This window comes from uncultured Streptomyces sp. (assembly GCF_947488945.1).
Lineage (GTDB): Bacteria > Actinomycetota > Actinomycetes > Streptomycetales > Streptomycetaceae > Streptomyces.
Genome location: NZ_CANLBS010000021.1, coordinates 1 through 16851, shown reverse-complemented (window position 1 = coordinate 16851; position 16851 = coordinate 1). Strand labels below are relative to the sequence as shown.

Here is a 16851-nt window from a genome sequence, read left to right as displayed (position 1 = left end):
CCTCGTGCCGCGCGTGCGGGCGGGCGAGACCAGGGCAAAGTCTACCGGCGTGCGCCGTCCTCCCGTGGTGCCTCCGAACGGGACCGGCGCGGCAGCACCCGCAGAGCATCACCCATGTCGGCTACTTCTGTGACCTTCATACCGGCCGGGACCTTGCCGGGATCGCTCGGGACCAGGGCGTGGGTGAAGCCGAGGCGGTGCGCCTCGGACAGCCGGCGCTGGACGCCGGTGACCCGGCGCACCTCGCCGGCCAGCCCCACCTCGCCGATCGCGACCAGGTTCTTCGGGAGCGGGGTGTCGCTGGCGGCGCTCGCCAGCGCGAGCGCGATGGCGAGGTCCGCCGCCGGCTCGGTGAGCTTCACCCCGCCGACGGTGGCGCTGTAGATGTCCCGCTTGCCCAGGGCGCTGATCCGGCCGCGCTGCTCCAGCACCGCCAGCATCATCGAGACGCGCGAGGTCTCCAGGCCGGAGGTGGTGCGCCGGGGCGAGGGGATCTGCGAGTCGACGGTCAGCGCCTGCACCTCGGCGACCAGCGGGCGCTTGCCTTCGAGGGTGACGGTCAGACAGGTGCCGGGGACCGGCTCGTCGCGGCGGGTGAGGAAGAGGCCCGACGGGTCGGCGAGACCGGTGATGCCCTCGTCGTGCAGTTCGAAGCAACCGACCTCGTCGGTCGCGCCGTAACGGTTCTTGACGCCGCGTACGAGCCGCAGCCGCGCGTGGCGGTCCCCTTCGAACGAGAGCACCACGTCCACCAGGTGCTCCAGCAAACGGGGACCGGCGATGGCGCCGTCCTTGGTGACGTGGCCGACCAGCAGCGTCGCCATGCCGCGTTCCTTCGAGGCGCGGATGAGCGCCCCCGCGACCTCGCGGACCTGGGCCATGCCGCCCGGCGCGCCGTCGATCTCCGGGGAGGCGACGGTCTGTACGGAGTCCAGCACGAGCAGGGACGGCTTGACGGCGTCGAGGTGGCCGAGCACGGCGGAGAGGTCGGTCTCGGCGGCGAGGTAGAGGTGGTCGTTGATCGCCCGGATGCGGTCGGCCCGCATGCGCACCTGGCTCGCGGACTCCTCCGCGGTGACGTAGAGCGTGCGGTGGTCCTCGCTCGCCGCCTTGGCGGCCACGTCGAGCAGCAGCGTCGACTTGCCGACGCCCGGCTCGCCGGCCAGCAGCACGACGGCGCCGGGCACCAGCCCGCCGCCGAGCACCCGGTCCAGCTCACCGACCCCGGTCGAGCGCGCGGTGGCCTGCCGACTGTCGACCTGCCCGATGGGCACGGCGGCGGTGGAGACCCGGCCGGCAGCGGTGGTGCGCACGGCGGGCGCGCCGCCGAACTCCTCGACGGTGCCCCACGCCTGGCACTCGGGGCAGCGGCCGAGCCACTTGGCGGTCGTCCAGCCGCACTCGGTGCAGCGGTAGGACGGCCGGTCCTTCGCGGATTTCGTACGGGTGGCCATGGCGCCACCGTATAGGGGAGGTACGACAACGGGTCACGGCGGCGGTCCCGCGGGCCCCCGCCGCCCGGTCCCGGCGGCGCGCCGCCTCTCGGCCCAGGAGTCCCGGGCGGCCCCGGGGCTGCGGGGGCGCACGGGGCGGACGGGGCGTGCGCCCCGGCGGACCGGGGCGCAGAGGTCCGGAGTGATGCGGGCGGAAAGACCACGGGTCAGGCGCAGCAGGGGTGAAACAGACGCCAGAAGAAAGGATTGCTGTCCCCTTTCGAACGAAACGTTCACTCGCAAGGGTTAAATGTCAGGAAGAGGTACTAAGGGACCTCTTCTCTCTGCCTACGGTCGCCGGGTGACGAGCAGCAGGCTGGAGCCCTCCACGCACACCACCGGCGCACACCGATCACGCCGTCGCGCGCCCCACCTCCCGGCGCAGCGGCCGTCCGCGTACGACGAGTCCCACCTCGACGGCCTGTTCACCTACTGCCTGTCCGTGCTCTGCGACCACGAGACAGCAACCGACGCCCTCGGCATGGTTCTCGCCGTCGCGGAACGGCAGCAGGGGCGCTGTCCCGCCGGCGAGGAGGAACGTAAATCCTGGCTGTACGCGCTGGCCCGGTGGACCTGCATGCGGGTGCTCACCGAGCAGCGGCACGGCCGTCAGGCGCACCGGCGGACCGGCCGGGGCGGCGTCCCGGCCGCCCGCTCCCACACCGGTCCCGCCCCCGCGTATGCGGTCTCCGGCGTGCACGCCCCCGGCGCGCACGAACCGCACCCGCACGCCCCCGACCGGGTCACCGCCGGTCACGCGGTGCTCCCGGGTTGCGCGGAGCCCGCCGGTCACGCGGAGCCCGCCGGTCACGCGGAGCACGCCGGTCCGTCCGGGAGCAGGGAGGCGGATGCGCGGGCGTCCGCGGCCGCCGAGGCGCGCCGCCGCGAACTGGCGCGGCTCGCCTGGCCCGAGGCGGCCGGCACCACCCCCGAGCAGCGCGAGGCACTCGAACTCTCCGTGCGCCACGGGCTCGCCCCCGCCGCCGTCGCCTCCGTCCTCGGCCTCGAACCGGCCGCCGCACAGGAGTTGCTGGCCGCCGCGACCTGCGAGGTGGAGCGCACCCGCGCCGCGCTGGCCGTGGTGGAGAGCAGCGACTGCGCCGCCGTCTCCCGGCTCGTCGGCAGCCGCCAGTCCCTGTTCTCGGCCCCGCTCCGCCGCGAACTGGTCCGGCACGTCGACGACTGCCCGTGCTGCCGCCGCGCCGCCGAGCGCGCCGGGGCCGCCGGCCCGTGGCCCGGCGCCGCCATCGCCCCCGCCGCACCGCTGACCGTGCTGGAGGCGCCGCGCCCCTCCGTGCGGGTCGCCCTGGCGCACGCCCGGCGCTCGCGGGCCGGTACCCCGCGGTTCGACCGCACCGGTTACCCGTTGGACCCCAAGGACCACGCCGCCCGCCGCGACCGGCTCCGGGCCCGGGTCATGACGACGACCGTCGTCGCCACGGTGGTCGCCGCCCCGGTCATCGCCCTCTGGGCCGCCTACCGCGGCGCCCCGCTCACCGGCGAGGGCCACGGCGGCTCCCCGGTCACCGCGACCGAGCGGGACGGCGTCGCGGGCGAAGACGGCGACCCGTACGGGCCGTACGAGAACGCGGGCAACGCCAGTCCCGGCGATCCCCGCCCCCCGGCGGGCGCGGCGGCCCTCGACGCGGTCACCTCCGAGGTGGTGCCCGCGGGCGGACCCGCCCCCGGCACCGGCCGGCTCATCGTCACCGCGCACTCGGCCGGCGACCTCACCACGATCACCCTCACGGCCACCGGTCCGGCGCCGGTCGCCTGGCGGGCCAGGACCGACGCGGGCTGGCTGCGCCTCAGCCGCTCGGCCGGCCGGCTCGACCCGGGCGAGAGCGTGACCTTTCACGCCCACGTGATCCGGGCGGCGGTCCCGGACGGCCCGTGGAGCGCCCGGATCTCCTTCTCCCCGGCCGGTTCGGCGGTGCTGATCGACGGCTACGGCCACCGCGCCACGCCGACGTACACCCGGCCCCCGTACACCGGGCGCCCGTCCCGTCCGCCGCTCACCCCGCCCGGCCCCACAGGACCCACCGGTCCGAGCGGTCCGAGCGAGCCGGGGCAGCCCACCGATCCGGGCGGTACCACCGGGCCGTCGGAGCCCACCCCGGACCCGGCCGCGCCCACCCCGGACCCCACGACTCCGACCGGCCCGCCGCCCACCACGGACCCCACCGCGCCCGGTCCGTCCGGCACCGCCGATCCCACCGACGACCCCGCAGGCCCGTCCGGTCCGGTCACCGACCCGGCCGGTCCCGGCACGCCGCCGTCCGCCTGACGGCCGCGGACGGAGGGAGCGCCGCCCCGCAACGCGCCGGGACCCCGGAACGCGCCGGAGCCCGCCCCCCGAAAAAAGGGGCGGGCTCCGGCCGCGCCGCCCGCTGTGCGGGCGGCGGGACGACGACTCAGACGCGCGGCGCCGGGTGCGCAGGGTCCGCCGGGTGCGGGGCCATCGGCAGCAGCGAGGACAGCCGCTCCTCACAGAGTTCGACCAGCCGGTCGTACGCCTGCTTGCCCATCAGCTCGACGAGTTCGGGACGGTACGAGACGTAGACCGGGTCGCCGGCCCCGTGCGCGGACGTGGCCGAGGTGCACCACCAGTGCAGGTCGTGGCCGCCCGGCCCCCAGCCCCGCCGGTCGTACTCACCGATGGACACCTGGAGCACCCGCGTGTCGTCCGGGCGCTCGATCCAGTCGTAGGTGCGCCGGACCGGCAGCTGCCAGCAGACGTCCGGCTTGGTCTCCAGCGGCTCCTTGCCCTCCCGCAGGGCCAGGATGTGCAGCGAACACCCCATGCCGCCCTCGAACCCCGGGCGGTTCTGGAAGATGCACGAGCCCTTCCAGCGGCGGGTCTGGCGCTCTCCGTCGTCGTCCACGCCGACCCAGCCGGTCTCCGTGCCCTCGGCATGGAACTGCCAGATGTCCGGGGTGAGCCGGGCGACGTGACCGGCGACCCGCTTCTCGTCGTCCTCGTCGGAGAAGTGCGCGCCCAGCGTGCAGCAGCCGTCGTCGGCCCGGCCCGCCTGGATGCCCTGGCAACCGCTGCCGAAGATGCAGGTCCACCTGGAGGTCAGCCAGGTCAGGTCGCAGCGGAACACCTGCTCGTCGTCGGCGGGGTCGGGGAACTCCACCCAGGCCCGAGCGAAGTCGAGGCCCTTCTCGTCGTCGGACCGGAGCGGTCCGTTCATGTGCGGCTGCGGTGTCACCTGTTCCTTCGACGTCTTCGTTGCTTTGCCCGGCTTCGCCTTTTTCGTCTTTGGCACGGGGCCAAGAGTAAGTCCGACACCGGCGTAGCGTTCCGCCCATGAGACTCGGAGTCCTCGACGTGGGTTCGAACACGGTGCATCTGCTGGTGGTGGACGCCCACCCCGGCGCCCGCCCGCTGCCCGCGCATTCGCACAAGGCGGAGCTGCGGCTGGCGCAACTCCTCGACGCCGACGGGGCGATCGGGCCGGCCGGCGTGGACCTGCTGGTGTCGACCGTCGCCGGCGCCGTGCAGGCCGCCGAGGACAAGGGCTGCGAGGACGTCCTGCCCTTCGCCACCTCCGCCGTCCGCGAGGCGACCAACGCCGACGCCGTGCTGGAGCGGGTGCGCCGGGAGACCGGCGTCGACCTCGCCGTGCTCAGCGGCGAGGAGGAGGCCCGGCTCACCTTCCTGGCGGCCCGGCGCTGGTTCGGCTGGTCGGCGGGGAAGCTGCTGGTCCTGGACATCGGCGGCGGCTCCCTGGAGGTCGCCTACGGCATGGACGAGGAACCCGACGTGGCCGTGTCGCTGCCGCTCGGCGCGGGCCGGCTCACGGCCGGCTGGCTGCCCGGCGACCCGCCCGGCCCGTCGGCGGTACGGGAACTGCGCCGCCACGTGCGCGCCCGGATCGCGGGCACCGTGGGCGACTTCGCCCGGCTCGGCCGCCCCGACCACGTCGTCGCCACCTCGAAGACCTTCAAGCAGCTCGCCCGGATCGCCGGCGCGGCCCGCTCCACCGAGGGCCTGTACGCACAGCGCTCCCTCACCGCGCGGGCGCTGGCGGAATGGGTGCCCAAGCTGGCCGTGATGACCACCGAGGAACGCGGCGCGCTCCAGGGCGTCTCGCCCGCGCGGGCCGGCCAGCTCCTGGCCGGGGCGCTGGTGGCGGAGGCGGCGATGGACCTGTTCGAGGTCGAGGAGCTGGAGATCTGCCCGTGGGCGCTGCGCGAGGGCGTCATCCTGCGCCGCCTCGCCCACCTCCCGCTCCCCGCGGGACGCGTCGCCCTGCGCTGAGCCGGCTCCGCCGCGCCGGACCGGGCGCGTTGCGGGACAGGGGGCGTGCGGACCGGGGGCGCCGGGGCGGCGACGCGACCGCGCCCATGGCCCTGGTCACTTCTCGACCCGGTCCCTCGGCGGCGCGGGCGACTGCCCGTACGCTGTCCTGGTGGCAGATCCAGTGGTGCGCATCCCCGATGCGAAGGTCGCCCTGTCGACTGCTTCGGTCTATCCGGAGTCGACGGCGACGGCCTTCGAGATCGCCGCACGCCTCGGCTACGACGGCGTCGAGGTCATGGTGTGGACCGACCCCGTCAGCCAGGACGTCGAGGCGCTGCGCCGCCTCTCCGATTACCACGGGGTGCCGATCCTCGCCGTGCACGCCCCCTGTCTGCTGATCACCCAGCGGGTCTGGTCGACCGACCCCTGGGTGAAGCTCCAGCGGGCCAGGGCCGCGGCCGAGAAGCTCGGCGCCTCGGCGGTCGTCGTGCACCCGCCGTTCCGGTGGCAGCGCACCTACGCCCGCGACTTCGTCCACGGCATCTGGCGGATGGCGGACGAGACCGACGTCCGGTTCGCCGTGGAGAACATGTATCCGTGGCGCTACCGGGACCGCGAGATGCTCGCGTACGCACCGGACTGGGACGTCACCCACGACGACTACCGGCACTTCACCGTCGACCTCTCGCACACCGCGACCGCCCGCACCGACGGGCTCGCCATGGTCGACCGGATGGGCGACCGGCTGGCGCACGTCCACCTCGCCGACGGCAAGGGCTCCGGCAAGGACGAGCACCTGGTGCCCGGCCGGGGCGACCAGCCCTGCGCCGAACTGCTGGAGCGGCTGGCCCGCACCGGCTTCGACGGCCATGTCGTCATCGAGGTCAACACCCGCCGGGCCATGTCCTCCGCCGAACGCGAGGCCGACCTCGCGGAGGCCCTCGCCTTCACCCGCCTCCACCTGGCCTCGTCCGCGCGGACCCCGGGGCCGTGACCCCCGGACCGGCGCCCGAACGCCCCGCCGCGCCCCGCCGCCGCGGCCGTCCGGCCCGTACCGAGTCGGCCGGGGGCCCCGACGCCCGGACCCGGATCCTCGCCTCGGCCCGCGCCGAGTTCGCCGAACGCGGCTACGACAAGACCTCGATCCGGTCCATCGCCCGCGCCGCCGGCGTCGACGCGGCGCTGGTCCACCACTACTTCGGCACGAAGGACGACGTGTTCGCGGCGGCCGTCGAGGTCTCCTTCGAACCGGCCCTCCTCGTCCGCGAGGTGCTCGGCGGCCCCGCGGACGCGGTGGGGGAGCGGCTGGCCCGCTACTTCCTCGCCGTCTGGGAGAACCCGGCGACCCGGGCCCCGCTGCTGGCGGTCGTCCGCTCCGCGCTCACCAACGAGACGGCGGCCAACGTGCTGCGCGGGTTCCTGCTGCGGCGGCTGCTGGAGCGGATCGCGGCCGAACTGGACGTGCCGGACCCCACCTTCCGCGCCGAACTCGCCGCCTCGCACATGGTCGGCATCGCGCTGCTGCGGTACGTGATCCGTGCCGAGCCGCTCGCCTCGGCCGACCCGGAGAAGATCGTCGGGATGGTGGCACCGACCCTCCAGCGCTACCTGACCGGTACGGACCCGCCGGCCGGTGCCGCCGGCCCGTCCGCGTAGGCGCGCCCCCGGCCCGTCCGCGTGGGCGCTCACCGGCCGTCCGCGCAGGCGCTCCGCGACCGGTCCGGACGACGGCGCGGACCCCGGACTCCGCGGGCCGAGGACGCCCGGAGCCGCCCGCCCGCTGGACCGGCGTCCCGCGATCCGGACGCATTGTCCGGATCGTGGAGGCAGGCGTACGCTCGGAGACAGTCTTTTCACGTCGAAGGAGCGAGCGACGATGCCGCAGCTGAGGTCCCGCACAGTCACCCACGGCCGTAACATGGCGGGCGCCCGCGCCCTTATGCGGGCCTCGGGCGTAGCGAGCGAGGACATCGGCAAGCCGATCATCGCGGTGGCCAACTCGTTCACCGAGTTCGTGCCCGGCCACACCCACCTCGCCCCCGTCGGCCGGATCGTCTCCGAGGCGATCAAGGCCGCGGGCGCGGTGCCCCGCGAGTTCAACACCATCGCGGTGGACGACGGCATCGCCATGGGCCACGGCGGGATGCTCTACAGCCTCCCCTCCCGCGACCTGATCGCCGACTCCGTCGAGTACATGGTCGAGGCGCACTGTGCGGACGCGCTGATCTGCATCTCCAACTGCGACAAGATCACGCCGGGCATGCTGATGGCCGCGATGCGCCTCAACATCCCGACCGTCTTCGTCTCCGGCGGTCCGATGGAGGCCGGCAAAGCCACCCTGGTCGACGGCACGGTCCGCAAGCTGGACCTGGTCAACGCGATCAGCGACGCCGTCGACGAGAGCATCTCGGACGCGGACATGCTGCGCATCGAGGAGAACGCCTGCCCCACCTGCGGCAGTTGCTCCGGCATGTTCACCGCCAACTCGATGAACTGCCTGACCGAGGCCCTCGGCCTCTCGCTTCCGGGCAACGGCTCGGTCCTGGCCACCCACACCGCCCGCCGGGCGCTGTACGAGCGGGCCGGCCGCACGGTGGTCGAGATCACCCAGCGCTACTACGAGCAGGACGACGAGTCGGTCCTGCCGCGCTCCATCGGCACCCGCGCCGCGTTCGACAACGCCATGGCGCTCGACATCGCCATGGGCGGCTCGACCAACACGATCCTGCACCTGCTGGCCGCCGCCGAGGAGGCCGAGCTGAGCTACGGCCTCGACGACATCAACGAGGTCTCGCGGCGCGTCCCCTGCCTGGCGAAGGTCGCCCCCAACGTGGCTCCCGGCGGCACGTACTACATGGAGGACGTGCACCGGGCCGGCGGCATCCCCGCCCTCCTCGGCGAGCTCCAGCGCGGCGGGCTGCTGGACGAGGGCGTGCACTCGGTGCACTCCGCCACCCTCGCCGAGTGGCTGAAGGACTGGGACGTGCGCGGCGGCTCCCCGTCGCCCGAGGCGGTCGAGCTCTGGCACGCGGCCCCCGGCTGCGTCCGCTCCGCGACCGCGTTCTCGCAGTCGGAGCGGTGGGACACCCTCGACCTGGACGCGGCCGGTGGCTGCATCCGCGACGTCGGGCACGCGTACTCCAAGGACGGCGGCCTGGCGGTCCTCAAGGGCAACCTCGCCGTGGACGGCTGCGTCGTCAAGACCGCCGGCGTCGACGAGTCCATCTGGACCTTCGAGGGCCCCGCGGTGGTCTGCGAGTCCCAGGAGGAGGCCGTCGACAAGATCCTCCGCAAGGAGATCCAGCACGGTGACGTCGTCGTCATCCGCTACGAGGGCCCGCGTGGCGGCCCCGGCATGCAGGAGATGCTCTACCCGACGTCCTTCCTCAAGGGCCGTGGCCTCGGCAAGACCTGCGCCCTGATCACGGACGGCCGCTTCTCCGGCGGCACCTCCGGCCTCTCCATCGGCCACGCCTCGCCCGAGGCGGCCTCCGGCGGCACGATCGCCCTGGTGGAGGACGGCGACCGGATCCGGATCGACATCCCGAACCGCTCGATCGAGCTGCTGGTCCCGGACGCCGAACTGGAGGCCCGCCGCGCCGCGCTGAACGGCGTGTACGCCCCCAAGGCCCGCGAGCGCAAGGTGTCGGCCGCCCTGCGCGCCTACGCCGCGATGGCGACCAGCGCGGACCGCGGCGCCGTCCGCGACGTCTCCAAGCTCGGCTGACCCACCGCACCCCGGACCCCCGCGCCCGGCCCCTCCTCCGGGGGGCGCCGGGCGCGTTGTGTGCGCCGGGCCCGGCCCTCACCAGCCAGCCGGGTCGTCCCCGTCCACCGCGAAAACGGAACCGTCGGGGGCGGTTCCGATCACGTTCCGGCCGAGGACCGCGGGGGCCGGGAGCCAGGAGGCGAGGGACAGCTTGCCCTCCTTCAGCCGTGCCCCGGTCTGCCCGAGCAGCGTGCCCTCACCGGTGTCCACGGCGAGCAGCCTGCCGTCCGCCGCGGTGAAGTAGAGCCGCCGGCCGCCGCTGCCGAGCACCGGTGACGAGGTCAGACCCACGGCCGTCTCCAGCCGCCACCGCTCGCCCCCGCCCCCGCTCGCCACGCCGACCGCCACCAGGGTGCCGCCGCGGGCCAGCAGATAGGCGCTGTCGTCGCCGACCACGACTTCCGGTTCGGCCATCCGGAACGGCAGCGGCAGCCGCTCGGCGCGGGCGCGCCCGGGGTCGTACCGCACCAGGGCGTCCGTCTGCGAGGTCAGGTCCGCCGACGTCAGCACCAGCGCCCCGTCGCCGGTCGTGCCCCTCGGTGTGAGCAACCCGTCCAGCCGACGCTGCCAGTGGGTGGCCCCGGTGCGCGCCTCCACCGCGGTGACCAGGGTGGTGGTCCCGTCCGCCGCGTTCTCGAAGAGGTGGACGAGCCCGGTCACGGCGTCGTACGAGCCGTAGTAAGGCCGCACGTGCCCGTCGAGCCGGTGGTGCCAACGGGAGTCGCCGGTGGCGGAGTCCAGCCCCCGCACGGTCCCGTCGGAGCCGATCAGCAGCAGGGTGTTCCCGGCCGGGAAGGCGCCGCCGGAGCCGTCCTGCGGCCTGGTGTCCCAGAGCGGCTTCCCGCCGTCCGGCCCGTACGCCCGCAGTGCCCCCGTCGCGGAGGCGAGCAGCGGGCCGCCGGGGGAGGTGCTCAGCGCGACCGCTTCCCGCGACGCGTCCCGGTGCTCCCAGACCACCCGGCCGTCGGACGGGTCCAGCCGTGCCGTGCCGTATCCGGCGGCGGTGCAGAAGAGCGCGCCGTCCGCGCCCCCCGCCCCGGCCGACCCGACGCAGGACGGGGTCGAACCCGCCGCGGCCGACAGCGCCGTCCGCCAGGCGGTGAAGGCGGCGGGGGCCGCCGGGGACCGCGCCCCGGGTCCGGAGGGGGCGGCCGGGTCCCCGTCGGCCGAGGAGAGCGCGACGGCCCCCGCGCCGACGAGCACCGCCAGGGCCGTCGCGACGACGGCCGTCCGGCCCGCCGGCCACCGCCGGCCGCGGACCGCGCCGCCGCCGTCCCGCAGGTGCGTCACCGGTGTCTGCGGCCCCTCCGCCGGCTCCGCGGCCCCGGCACCCGCGTTCCCGCGCCCCGCGACCGGCCCCGGCTCCACGGGCGGACCCGTGGGCGCCCGCCGCTGGGCCGGTACGAAGGCCGCGGCCTCGTACGACGGAGGGCGCAGCGCCGCCATGATCCCGTCCGGGGTGGGCCGGTCCGCCGGGTCCTTCGCCAGGCACCGCCCGACCAGCGGCGCGAGGTCCTCCGGCACCCCGGCGAGGTCGGCCTCGTCGTGCACCACCTGGTAGGCCACCAGGTAGGGGCTGTCCGAGTCGAACGGGCCCCGGCCGGTCGCGGCGTGCACCAGCACCGCCCCCAGCGCGAACACGTCGGCGGCCGGGCCGACTTCGCGCGGGCGCTGGAACTGCTCCGGCGCCATGTAGGGCGGCGATCCGATCAGCTTCCCCGTCTCGGTCCGCAGATCGCTGTCGTACGGCCGCGAGATCCCGAAGTCGATCACCTTGGGGCCGGAGTCGGAGAGCAGCACGTTGCTCGGCTTGAGGTCGCGGTGGATCACCCCGGCCCGGTGGATGTCCCGCAGCGCCTCCGCGAGTCCCGCGGTCAGCCTGCGCAGTTGGGCCGGGGACAGCGGGCCGTTCCGCTTCACCTGGGCGGCGAGGGTGGGGCCGGGGATGTGGAGCGTCGCCATCCACGGCAGCGCGGCGTCCGGGTCGGCGTCCACGACGGGGGCGGTGAAGGCTCCGCTGACCCGCCGCGCGGCGGCCACCTCCTGCCGGAAGCGGGCCCGGAAGTCGGGGTCCGCGGCGTACTGCCGGTGCACCACCTTGACGGCCAGCCGCAGTCCGGACGCGGACCGCGCCAGATGGACCACGCCCATCCCGCCTTCGCCGAGACAGGCCTCCAGGCGGTACTGGCCGGCGTACTCGGGATGTTCCGCTTCCGGATCGGGTCCGGCCCCTTGCAGCGGCGCCATCGCCCACCCCCGTGTGTTCGACCGCAAGCGCGACGCACGGAGCCTAGTCGATGCCTCGCCGGGGCCCGGCAGGGGTTGCTAGCCTGCGCGCCACACATACCGATCCCCTTGCGGGATCCCATGGTTCGGGGGAAACGAACATGACTGTGGAAGAGCACGTCCAGCCCACCGCGAGAGCCGTGCCGGACGACGGCGCACCGGGTGCGGGGGGCACGGTCCTCGCCGCCGCCACCGCCCCGGCGGCAGCCGGAACGGCCGTCGCCGAGCCCGCCGCGTCCGGCACCGCACTCCCGCTCGTCGACGTCACCGCGTACGCGTCCACCGGCGTCGCCCGCTACCCGGTCGCGCCGGGGTACCGGGTCAACGTCCGCACCGGGCCGGGCACCCAGTACGCCGTCGTCCGCCTCCTCCCCTACGGGGTGAGCGTGCCGGTCTACTGCCAGAAGCCCGGCCAGACGATCACCGGGCCCTACGGGACCTCGAACATCTGGGACTGCATCGCCGGGGGCGAGTTCGTCTCGGACGCGTACGTCCGCACCGGCAGCGACGGGTACATCGCACCGCGCTGCGACTGACGTCCGGCGGTCGGCCGGGGGATAATCGGGTCCGTGAGCGAGAACAGCGACGCACCCGGCACCCCTTCCTCCGGCCGGGCCGCGCGGGCCTCCACCGCCCCCGGCCCGCAGCCCGAGCCGCTCCGCTTCTTCGGCACGACCTGGGTCGACCACGACGGCCACTACGGGCTGCGGCGGGCCGGGGTCGCGGTGGGCTCGCTGGCGCTGGCCGCCCTCTCCTGCGTGGTGCTGAGGGTCGCCTTCTCCGGGCTGGCGATCGCGGAGGTGGGCAGCCTCCTGAACATCCTGGTGGTGCTCATGTTCGCGGTGTGCAGCGCCATCGCCTTCCGCAAGACCTGGGAGGGCTTCCGCGCCCGCCCCGCCGACCCGGGCCGCGAGGACAGCCTCCGGGGCCTGAAGACCATCGGGTTCATCGGCTCGCTGCTCGCCTACTTCGTCCGCTCGTTGCGGGAGGCGCCCGGCGAGGCGCTGGCCCGCGCGGAGTACGAGACGGCGCTCGCCCGCTACGCCAAGCGCCGCACCCACCGCGCCGGCAACCCGGCCGCCCGCAAGCCGACGACGGGCCGAGCCCGGCGCACGTAGCCCGTACCGGGCGCCTGCCTGCCGCGGCGCGTGCTTGTACCGGCCTCTGCCCGTGCCCCGTCTGCTTGCGGAGCGCGCCTCCCCGCTCCGGCGTTCTCGCCGCCGGCCGTTCCCGGCTCCGCGCGAGCCCATGGGGTACCCGGCTACGACGCCTACGGGAAGGATGCCGTCATGTCACCTTCCGACTCCGCACCCGCCTCCGCGCCCCGCCCCGCCGACGGCGCTCCCGCCCGCGCGCTCTCCTTCGACCTCGCCGCCGCCCAGTACGCGGCGGCGCGCCCCGGCTACCCGCCCGTCCTCTACGAGGCCGTGGAGGAACTCGCGGGGCGTCCGCTGCGCGGTGCGGTCGTCGTGGACGTGGGCGCCGGCACGGGCCTCGCCACCCGTGGGCTGACCGGGCGCGGGGCGCGGGTGATCGCCGTCGAACCCGGCCCCGCGATGGCGGCCGAGCTGCGCCGGGCCCTCCCGGAGGCCGCCGTGGTCCGCGGCGACGGCAACCGACTCCCGCTGGCCTCCGGCTCTGCCGACCTCGTCACGTACGCCCAGTCCTGGCACTGGACCGATCCGCCCCGCTCCTACCCCGAGGCCGTACGCGTCCTGCGGCCCGGCGGCGCGCTCGCGCTCTGGTGGAACGTCGCCGACGAGGACGTGCCCTGGGTGGCCGCCCAGGACGCCCGCCTCCGCCGCTTCCTCGGCGCGCGCAGCGGGGCCCACGACACGCCGCAGGCAGTCCGGCGCGACCTCGCCGGGCCGGCGGCCGACCCCGTGCTCGCCGGACGCCTGCTGCCGTGGACCCGCGCAGTGCCGGTGGAGACCCACCTCGCCAACCTCTCCAGCCACTCGGCCTTCCTCGTCCTCGGCCCGGACCGCGCCGGGGACGTCCGGCGCTTCCTCGCCGACGAACGCGCCCGCCTGCTGGAACGCTTCCCCGACGGCGTCGTGGAGGAGCGGTACGTCGTCGAGCTGACCGTGCTCACGCCCTGAACTCCGACGGGGGACGCGGCGTCGCGGGGCTTGACGGGACGGGTCGGCCGCCCGATATTCATCACATGATGAATAAAACTCGGGGCGCGGCCGACGACCCCGCGCCCCCGCCGCCCGCCGACCCCGCCGTCGAGGCCCGCTCGCTCACCGTCGTACGCGGCCGCCGCACCGTCCTGTGCGACCTCGGATTCACCGTGCGCCCGGGGGAGATCACCGGTCTGCTCGGCCCCTCCGGCTGCGGCAAGTCGACCCTCATGCGGGCCGTCGTCGGCACCCAGGCACACGCCACCGGCGGCCTCGACGTCCTCGGCCGGCCCGCCGGGCACCCCGCTCTGCGGTCCCTGGTCGGCTACGTCACCCAGGCGCCCTCCGTCTACACCGACCTCACCGTCCGGCAGAACCTGGACTACTTCGCCGCCGTGCTCCGGCCGGGCCGCGCCGAGCGCGAGGCCCGCCGGGACGCGGTCGGACGCGCCCTCTCCGACGTCGACCTCACCGGCCACGCGGACTTTCTGGCCGGAAACCTCTCCGGCGGGCAGCGCAGCCGCGTCTCGCTCGCCGTCGCCCTCCTCGGCACCCCGAAACTCCTGGTGCTGGACGAACCGACCGTGGGACTCGACCCGGTGCTCCGTCGCGACCTGTGGGACCTCTTCCACACGCTGGCCGCCCGCGGCACCACGATCCTGGTCTCCTCCCACGTGATGGACGAGGCCGAACGCTGCCACCGGCTGCTCCTCATGCGCGAGGGGGAACTCCTCGCCACCGGATCGCCCGACGACCTCCGCACCCGCACCGGGCGCGCCACGGTCGAGGAGGCGTTCCTCCACCTGGTCGACGAGGCGTCGGCGCCCGCCGCGCCCACCACCGCGCAGGAGGCCCCGCGATGACCGCCGACCGCCCTCTCGGCACCGCCCGCACGCTCGCCACCGCCGGTCGCGTCCTGCGCCAGCTCCGCCACGACCCGCGCACCATCGCGCTGCTGCTGGTCGTCCCGGTCCTGATGATCACGCTCCTGCGCTACGTGTTCGACGGCAGCCCGCGCACCTTCGACTCCGTCGGCGCCTCGCTGCTGGGCATCTTTCCGCTGATCACGATGTTCCTGGTGACCTCCATCGCGACCCTGCGCGAGCGCACCTCCGGCACCTTGGAACGTCTGCTCGCCATGCCGCTCGGAAAGGGCGACCTGATCGCCGGGTACGCCCTCGCCTTCGGCGCGGTGGCGGTCGCCCAGTCCCTGCTGGCGACCGCGGTCTCGGTCTGGCTGCTGGGCCTGGACGTCGTCGGCTCGCCCTGGCTGCTCCTGCTGGTCGCCCTGCTCGACGCGCTCCTCGGCACCGCGCTCGGCCTGTTCGTCTCGGCCTTCGCCGCCTCGGAGTTCCAGGCGGTCCAGTTCATGCCGGCGGTGATCTTCCCGCAGTTGCTGCTCTGCGGCCTCTTCGTCGCCCGCGACCGGATGCAGCCGGTGCTGGAGGCCCTGTCGAACGTCCTGCCCATGTCGTACGCCGTCGACGGGATGAACGAGGTGCTCCGCCACGCCGACGTGACCGGCGACTTCGTCCGGGACGTCGTGGTGGTCGCCGGAAGCGCCCTGCTCGTCCTCTTCTTGGGAGCCGCGACCCTCCGCCGCCGTACGGCCTGACGGGGGCCGGTGCGAGGATGGCCGCGCGGCGCCCCGCACGGGCCGTGCCCGCGGGTACGCCCCGTGGCGCGCCGAGAGTCGTCAGCACCTTGGAAACCTGAGCCCCGACAGACCTGAGCACCGAGAAGCGTGAGCACCGCCCGGAGGGTGAACCCCATGACCCAGACAGTCGCAGTCCTCGGCACCGGCAAGATCGGCGAGGCCCTGCTGAGCGGCATGATCCGGGCGGGCTGGCGTCCGGCCGACCTGCTCGTCACCACCCGCCGCCCCGACCGGGCCGAGGAGTTGCGGACCCGGTACGGGGTCGCGGCGGTCACCAACGCGGACGCGGCCAAGTCGGCCGACATCCTGATCCTCGCGGTGAAGCCGCAGGACATGGGCACCCTGCTCGCCGAACTCACCCCGCACGTCATGGCCGACCGGCTCGTCATCAGCGCCGCGGCCGGCATCCCGACCGCCTTCATCGAGGAACGCCTCGCCGAGGGCACCCCGGTCGTCCGGGTGATGCCGAACACCCCTGTCGTGGTGGACGAGGGGATGTCCGTCATCTCGGCGGGCAGCCACGCCACCACCGCCCACCTGGGTACGGCGGAGGAGATCTTCGGCGGGGTGGGCAAGACGCTGCGCGTCCCGGAGTCGCAGCAGGACGCGGCCACCGCTCTCTCCGGCTCGGGCCCCGCCTACTTCTACTTCCTGGTCGAGGCGATGACCGACGCCGGCATCCTGCTCGGCCTGCCGCGCGCCCAGGCGCACGACCTGATCGTGCAGGCCGCCATCGGCGCGGCGGTCATGCTCCGGGACAGCGGGGAGCACCCGGTGAAGCTGCGGGAGGCGGTCACCAGCCCGGCCGGCACCACCATCAGCGCCATCCGCGAGCTGGAGAACCACGGGGTACGGGCCGCCCTGATCGCGGCCCTGGAGGCGGCCCGCGACCGTTCCCGCGCGCTGGCCTCCGGCCAGGGCTGACGCGCCGGCCGGAAGGGGAGGCCGGGGCAGGGTTGACACGGCCCCGGCCGATCCGTAGTGTGCTCCGAGTTGTCCGACGTGAGCGCCGACTCCGGTCGGTCCCCGGACAGCCATTCCGCACGAACCACGAAAAGACCGCGACTCTTCAGTCGTATGCCTTCGCGTGCGCCTGTGCGAAATGAGGATTGCACGTTCGAAAGAGCGGGCCCGATTAGCGTCGGAGCCGCGGAATCCGCTAAAGTCTCACTCGTCGGAACGGCCCAACGGCCAGGAAGGCAAACCCCACTGACTGGGAATCAGGCCCGAAAGGATCTGATAGAGTCGGACTCGCCGGAAAGGGAAACGCG

General features: G+C 74.7%; 14 protein-coding genes. 11 read left to right on the top strand and 3 right to left on the bottom strand.

Annotated features, from left to right (window positions below):
* Nucleotides 1-41: 41 nt before the first annotated feature.
* Nucleotides 42-1454, bottom strand: a complete 1413-nt coding sequence (gene radA / locus Q0994_RS27135; RefSeq protein WP_299539427.1) for a DNA repair protein RadA — start codon at nucleotides 1452-1454, stop codon at nucleotides 42-44.
* 340 nt (nucleotides 1455-1794) lie between these two features.
* Between radA and Q0994_RS27130 the strand changes: the two genes are divergently transcribed.
* Complete coding sequence (locus Q0994_RS27130; protein WP_299539425.1) at nucleotides 1795-3780, top strand: BACON domain-containing protein; 1986 nt, start codon at nucleotides 1795-1797, stop codon at nucleotides 3778-3780.
* Nucleotides 3781-3907: 127 nt separating this feature from the next.
* Here the strand turns inward: Q0994_RS27130 and Q0994_RS27125 are convergent, their stop codons facing one another.
* A complete protein-coding gene (locus Q0994_RS27125) occupies nucleotides 3908-4765 on the bottom strand; it encodes a hypothetical protein (RefSeq protein WP_299539423.1) in 858 nt (285 codons plus the stop codon).
* A 41-nt stretch (nucleotides 4766-4806) separates the two neighbouring features.
* Between Q0994_RS27125 and Q0994_RS27120 the strand changes: the two genes are divergently transcribed.
* From Q0994_RS27120 to ilvD, 4 genes are all read left to right on the top strand, one after another.
* A complete protein-coding gene (locus tag Q0994_RS27120) occupies nucleotides 4807-5760 on the top strand; it encodes a Ppx/GppA phosphatase family protein (protein WP_299539421.1) in 954 nt (317 codons plus the stop codon).
* Nucleotides 5761-5923: 163 nt separating this feature from the next.
* On the top strand, nucleotides 5924-6736 hold the full coding sequence (locus Q0994_RS27115; RefSeq protein WP_299539682.1) for a sugar phosphate isomerase/epimerase: 813 nt from the start codon (nucleotides 5924-5926) through the stop codon (nucleotides 6734-6736).
* Nucleotides 6733-7398 carry a TetR family transcriptional regulator gene (locus Q0994_RS27110; protein ID WP_299539419.1) on the top strand — a complete coding sequence of 222 codons (666 nt, stop codon included), beginning with the start codon at nucleotides 6733-6735 and terminating at the stop codon, nucleotides 7396-7398. The genes Q0994_RS27115 and Q0994_RS27110 overlap by 4 nt, the downstream gene beginning before the upstream one ends.
* A gap of 220 nt (nucleotides 7399-7618) precedes the next feature.
* Nucleotides 7619-9469 carry a dihydroxy-acid dehydratase gene (ilvD, locus tag Q0994_RS27105; protein WP_299539417.1) on the top strand — a complete coding sequence of 617 codons (1851 nt, stop codon included), beginning with the start codon at nucleotides 7619-7621 and terminating at the stop codon, nucleotides 9467-9469.
* 78 nt (nucleotides 9470-9547) lie between these two features.
* On the opposite strand, the gene Q0994_RS27100 is transcribed toward ilvD, so the two are convergent.
* Complete coding sequence (locus Q0994_RS27100; RefSeq protein ID WP_299539415.1) at nucleotides 9548-11758, bottom strand: protein kinase domain-containing protein; 2211 nt, start codon at nucleotides 11756-11758, stop codon at nucleotides 9548-9550.
* Nucleotides 11759-11898: 140 nt separating this feature from the next.
* Here Q0994_RS27100 and Q0994_RS27095 point away from each other — a divergent pair, with 140 nt between their 5' ends.
* From Q0994_RS27095 to proC, 6 genes are all read left to right on the top strand, one after another.
* Nucleotides 11899-12333, top strand: coding sequence for an SH3 domain-containing protein (locus Q0994_RS27095; RefSeq protein ID WP_299539413.1), 435 nt, complete (start codon nucleotides 11899-11901; stop codon nucleotides 12331-12333).
* Nucleotides 12334-12366: 33 nt separating this feature from the next.
* Nucleotides 12367-12915, top strand: coding sequence for a hypothetical protein (locus Q0994_RS27090; protein WP_299539411.1), 549 nt, complete (start codon nucleotides 12367-12369; stop codon nucleotides 12913-12915).
* 171 nt (nucleotides 12916-13086) lie between these two features.
* A complete protein-coding gene (locus tag Q0994_RS27085) occupies nucleotides 13087-13899 on the top strand; it encodes a class I SAM-dependent methyltransferase (protein WP_299539409.1) in 813 nt (270 codons plus the stop codon).
* A gap of 65 nt (nucleotides 13900-13964) precedes the next feature.
* Nucleotides 13965-14786: an ABC transporter ATP-binding protein gene (locus Q0994_RS27080; RefSeq protein ID WP_299539406.1), complete on the top strand. Its 822-nt coding sequence runs from the start codon at nucleotides 13965-13967 to the stop codon at nucleotides 14784-14786.
* The gene (locus tag Q0994_RS27075) at nucleotides 14783-15538 is read left to right on the top strand and encodes an ABC transporter permease (RefSeq protein ID WP_299539403.1); all 756 of its coding nucleotides are present in this window, start codon (nucleotides 14783-14785) and stop codon (nucleotides 15536-15538) included. Before Q0994_RS27080 ends, Q0994_RS27075 begins: the two co-directional genes overlap by 4 nt.
* A gap of 156 nt (nucleotides 15539-15694) precedes the next feature.
* Nucleotides 15695-16504 carry a pyrroline-5-carboxylate reductase gene (gene proC, locus Q0994_RS27070; protein ID WP_299539400.1) on the top strand — a complete coding sequence of 270 codons (810 nt, stop codon included), beginning with the start codon at nucleotides 15695-15697 and terminating at the stop codon, nucleotides 16502-16504.
* The last annotated feature ends 347 nt before the right edge of the window (nucleotides 16505-16851 follow it).

Coding starts and splice junctions, on each gene's coding strand:
- radA (WP_299539427.1), bottom strand. CDS start 1,454: ATGGCCACCCGTACGAAATCCGCGAAGGACCGGCCGTCCTACCGCTGC.
- Q0994_RS27120 (WP_299539421.1), top strand. CDS start 4,807: ATGAGACTCGGAGTCCTCGACGTGGGTTCGAACACGGTGCATCTGCTG.
- ilvD (WP_299539417.1), top strand. CDS start 7,619: ATGCCGCAGCTGAGGTCCCGCACAGTCACCCACGGCCGTAACATGGCG.
- Q0994_RS27100 (WP_299539415.1), bottom strand. CDS start 11,758: ATGGCGCCGCTGCAAGGGGCCGGACCCGATCCGGAAGCGGAACATCCC.
- Q0994_RS27095 (WP_299539413.1), top strand. CDS start 11,899: ATGACTGTGGAAGAGCACGTCCAGCCCACCGCGAGAGCCGTGCCGGAC.
- Q0994_RS27085 (WP_299539409.1), top strand. CDS start 13,087: ATGTCACCTTCCGACTCCGCACCCGCCTCCGCGCCCCGCCCCGCCGAC.
- Q0994_RS27080 (WP_299539406.1), top strand. CDS start 13,965: ATGATGAATAAAACTCGGGGCGCGGCCGACGACCCCGCGCCCCCGCCG.
- Q0994_RS27075 (WP_299539403.1), top strand. CDS start 14,783: ATGACCGCCGACCGCCCTCTCGGCACCGCCCGCACGCTCGCCACCGCC.
- proC (WP_299539400.1), top strand. CDS start 15,695: ATGACCCAGACAGTCGCAGTCCTCGGCACCGGCAAGATCGGCGAGGCC.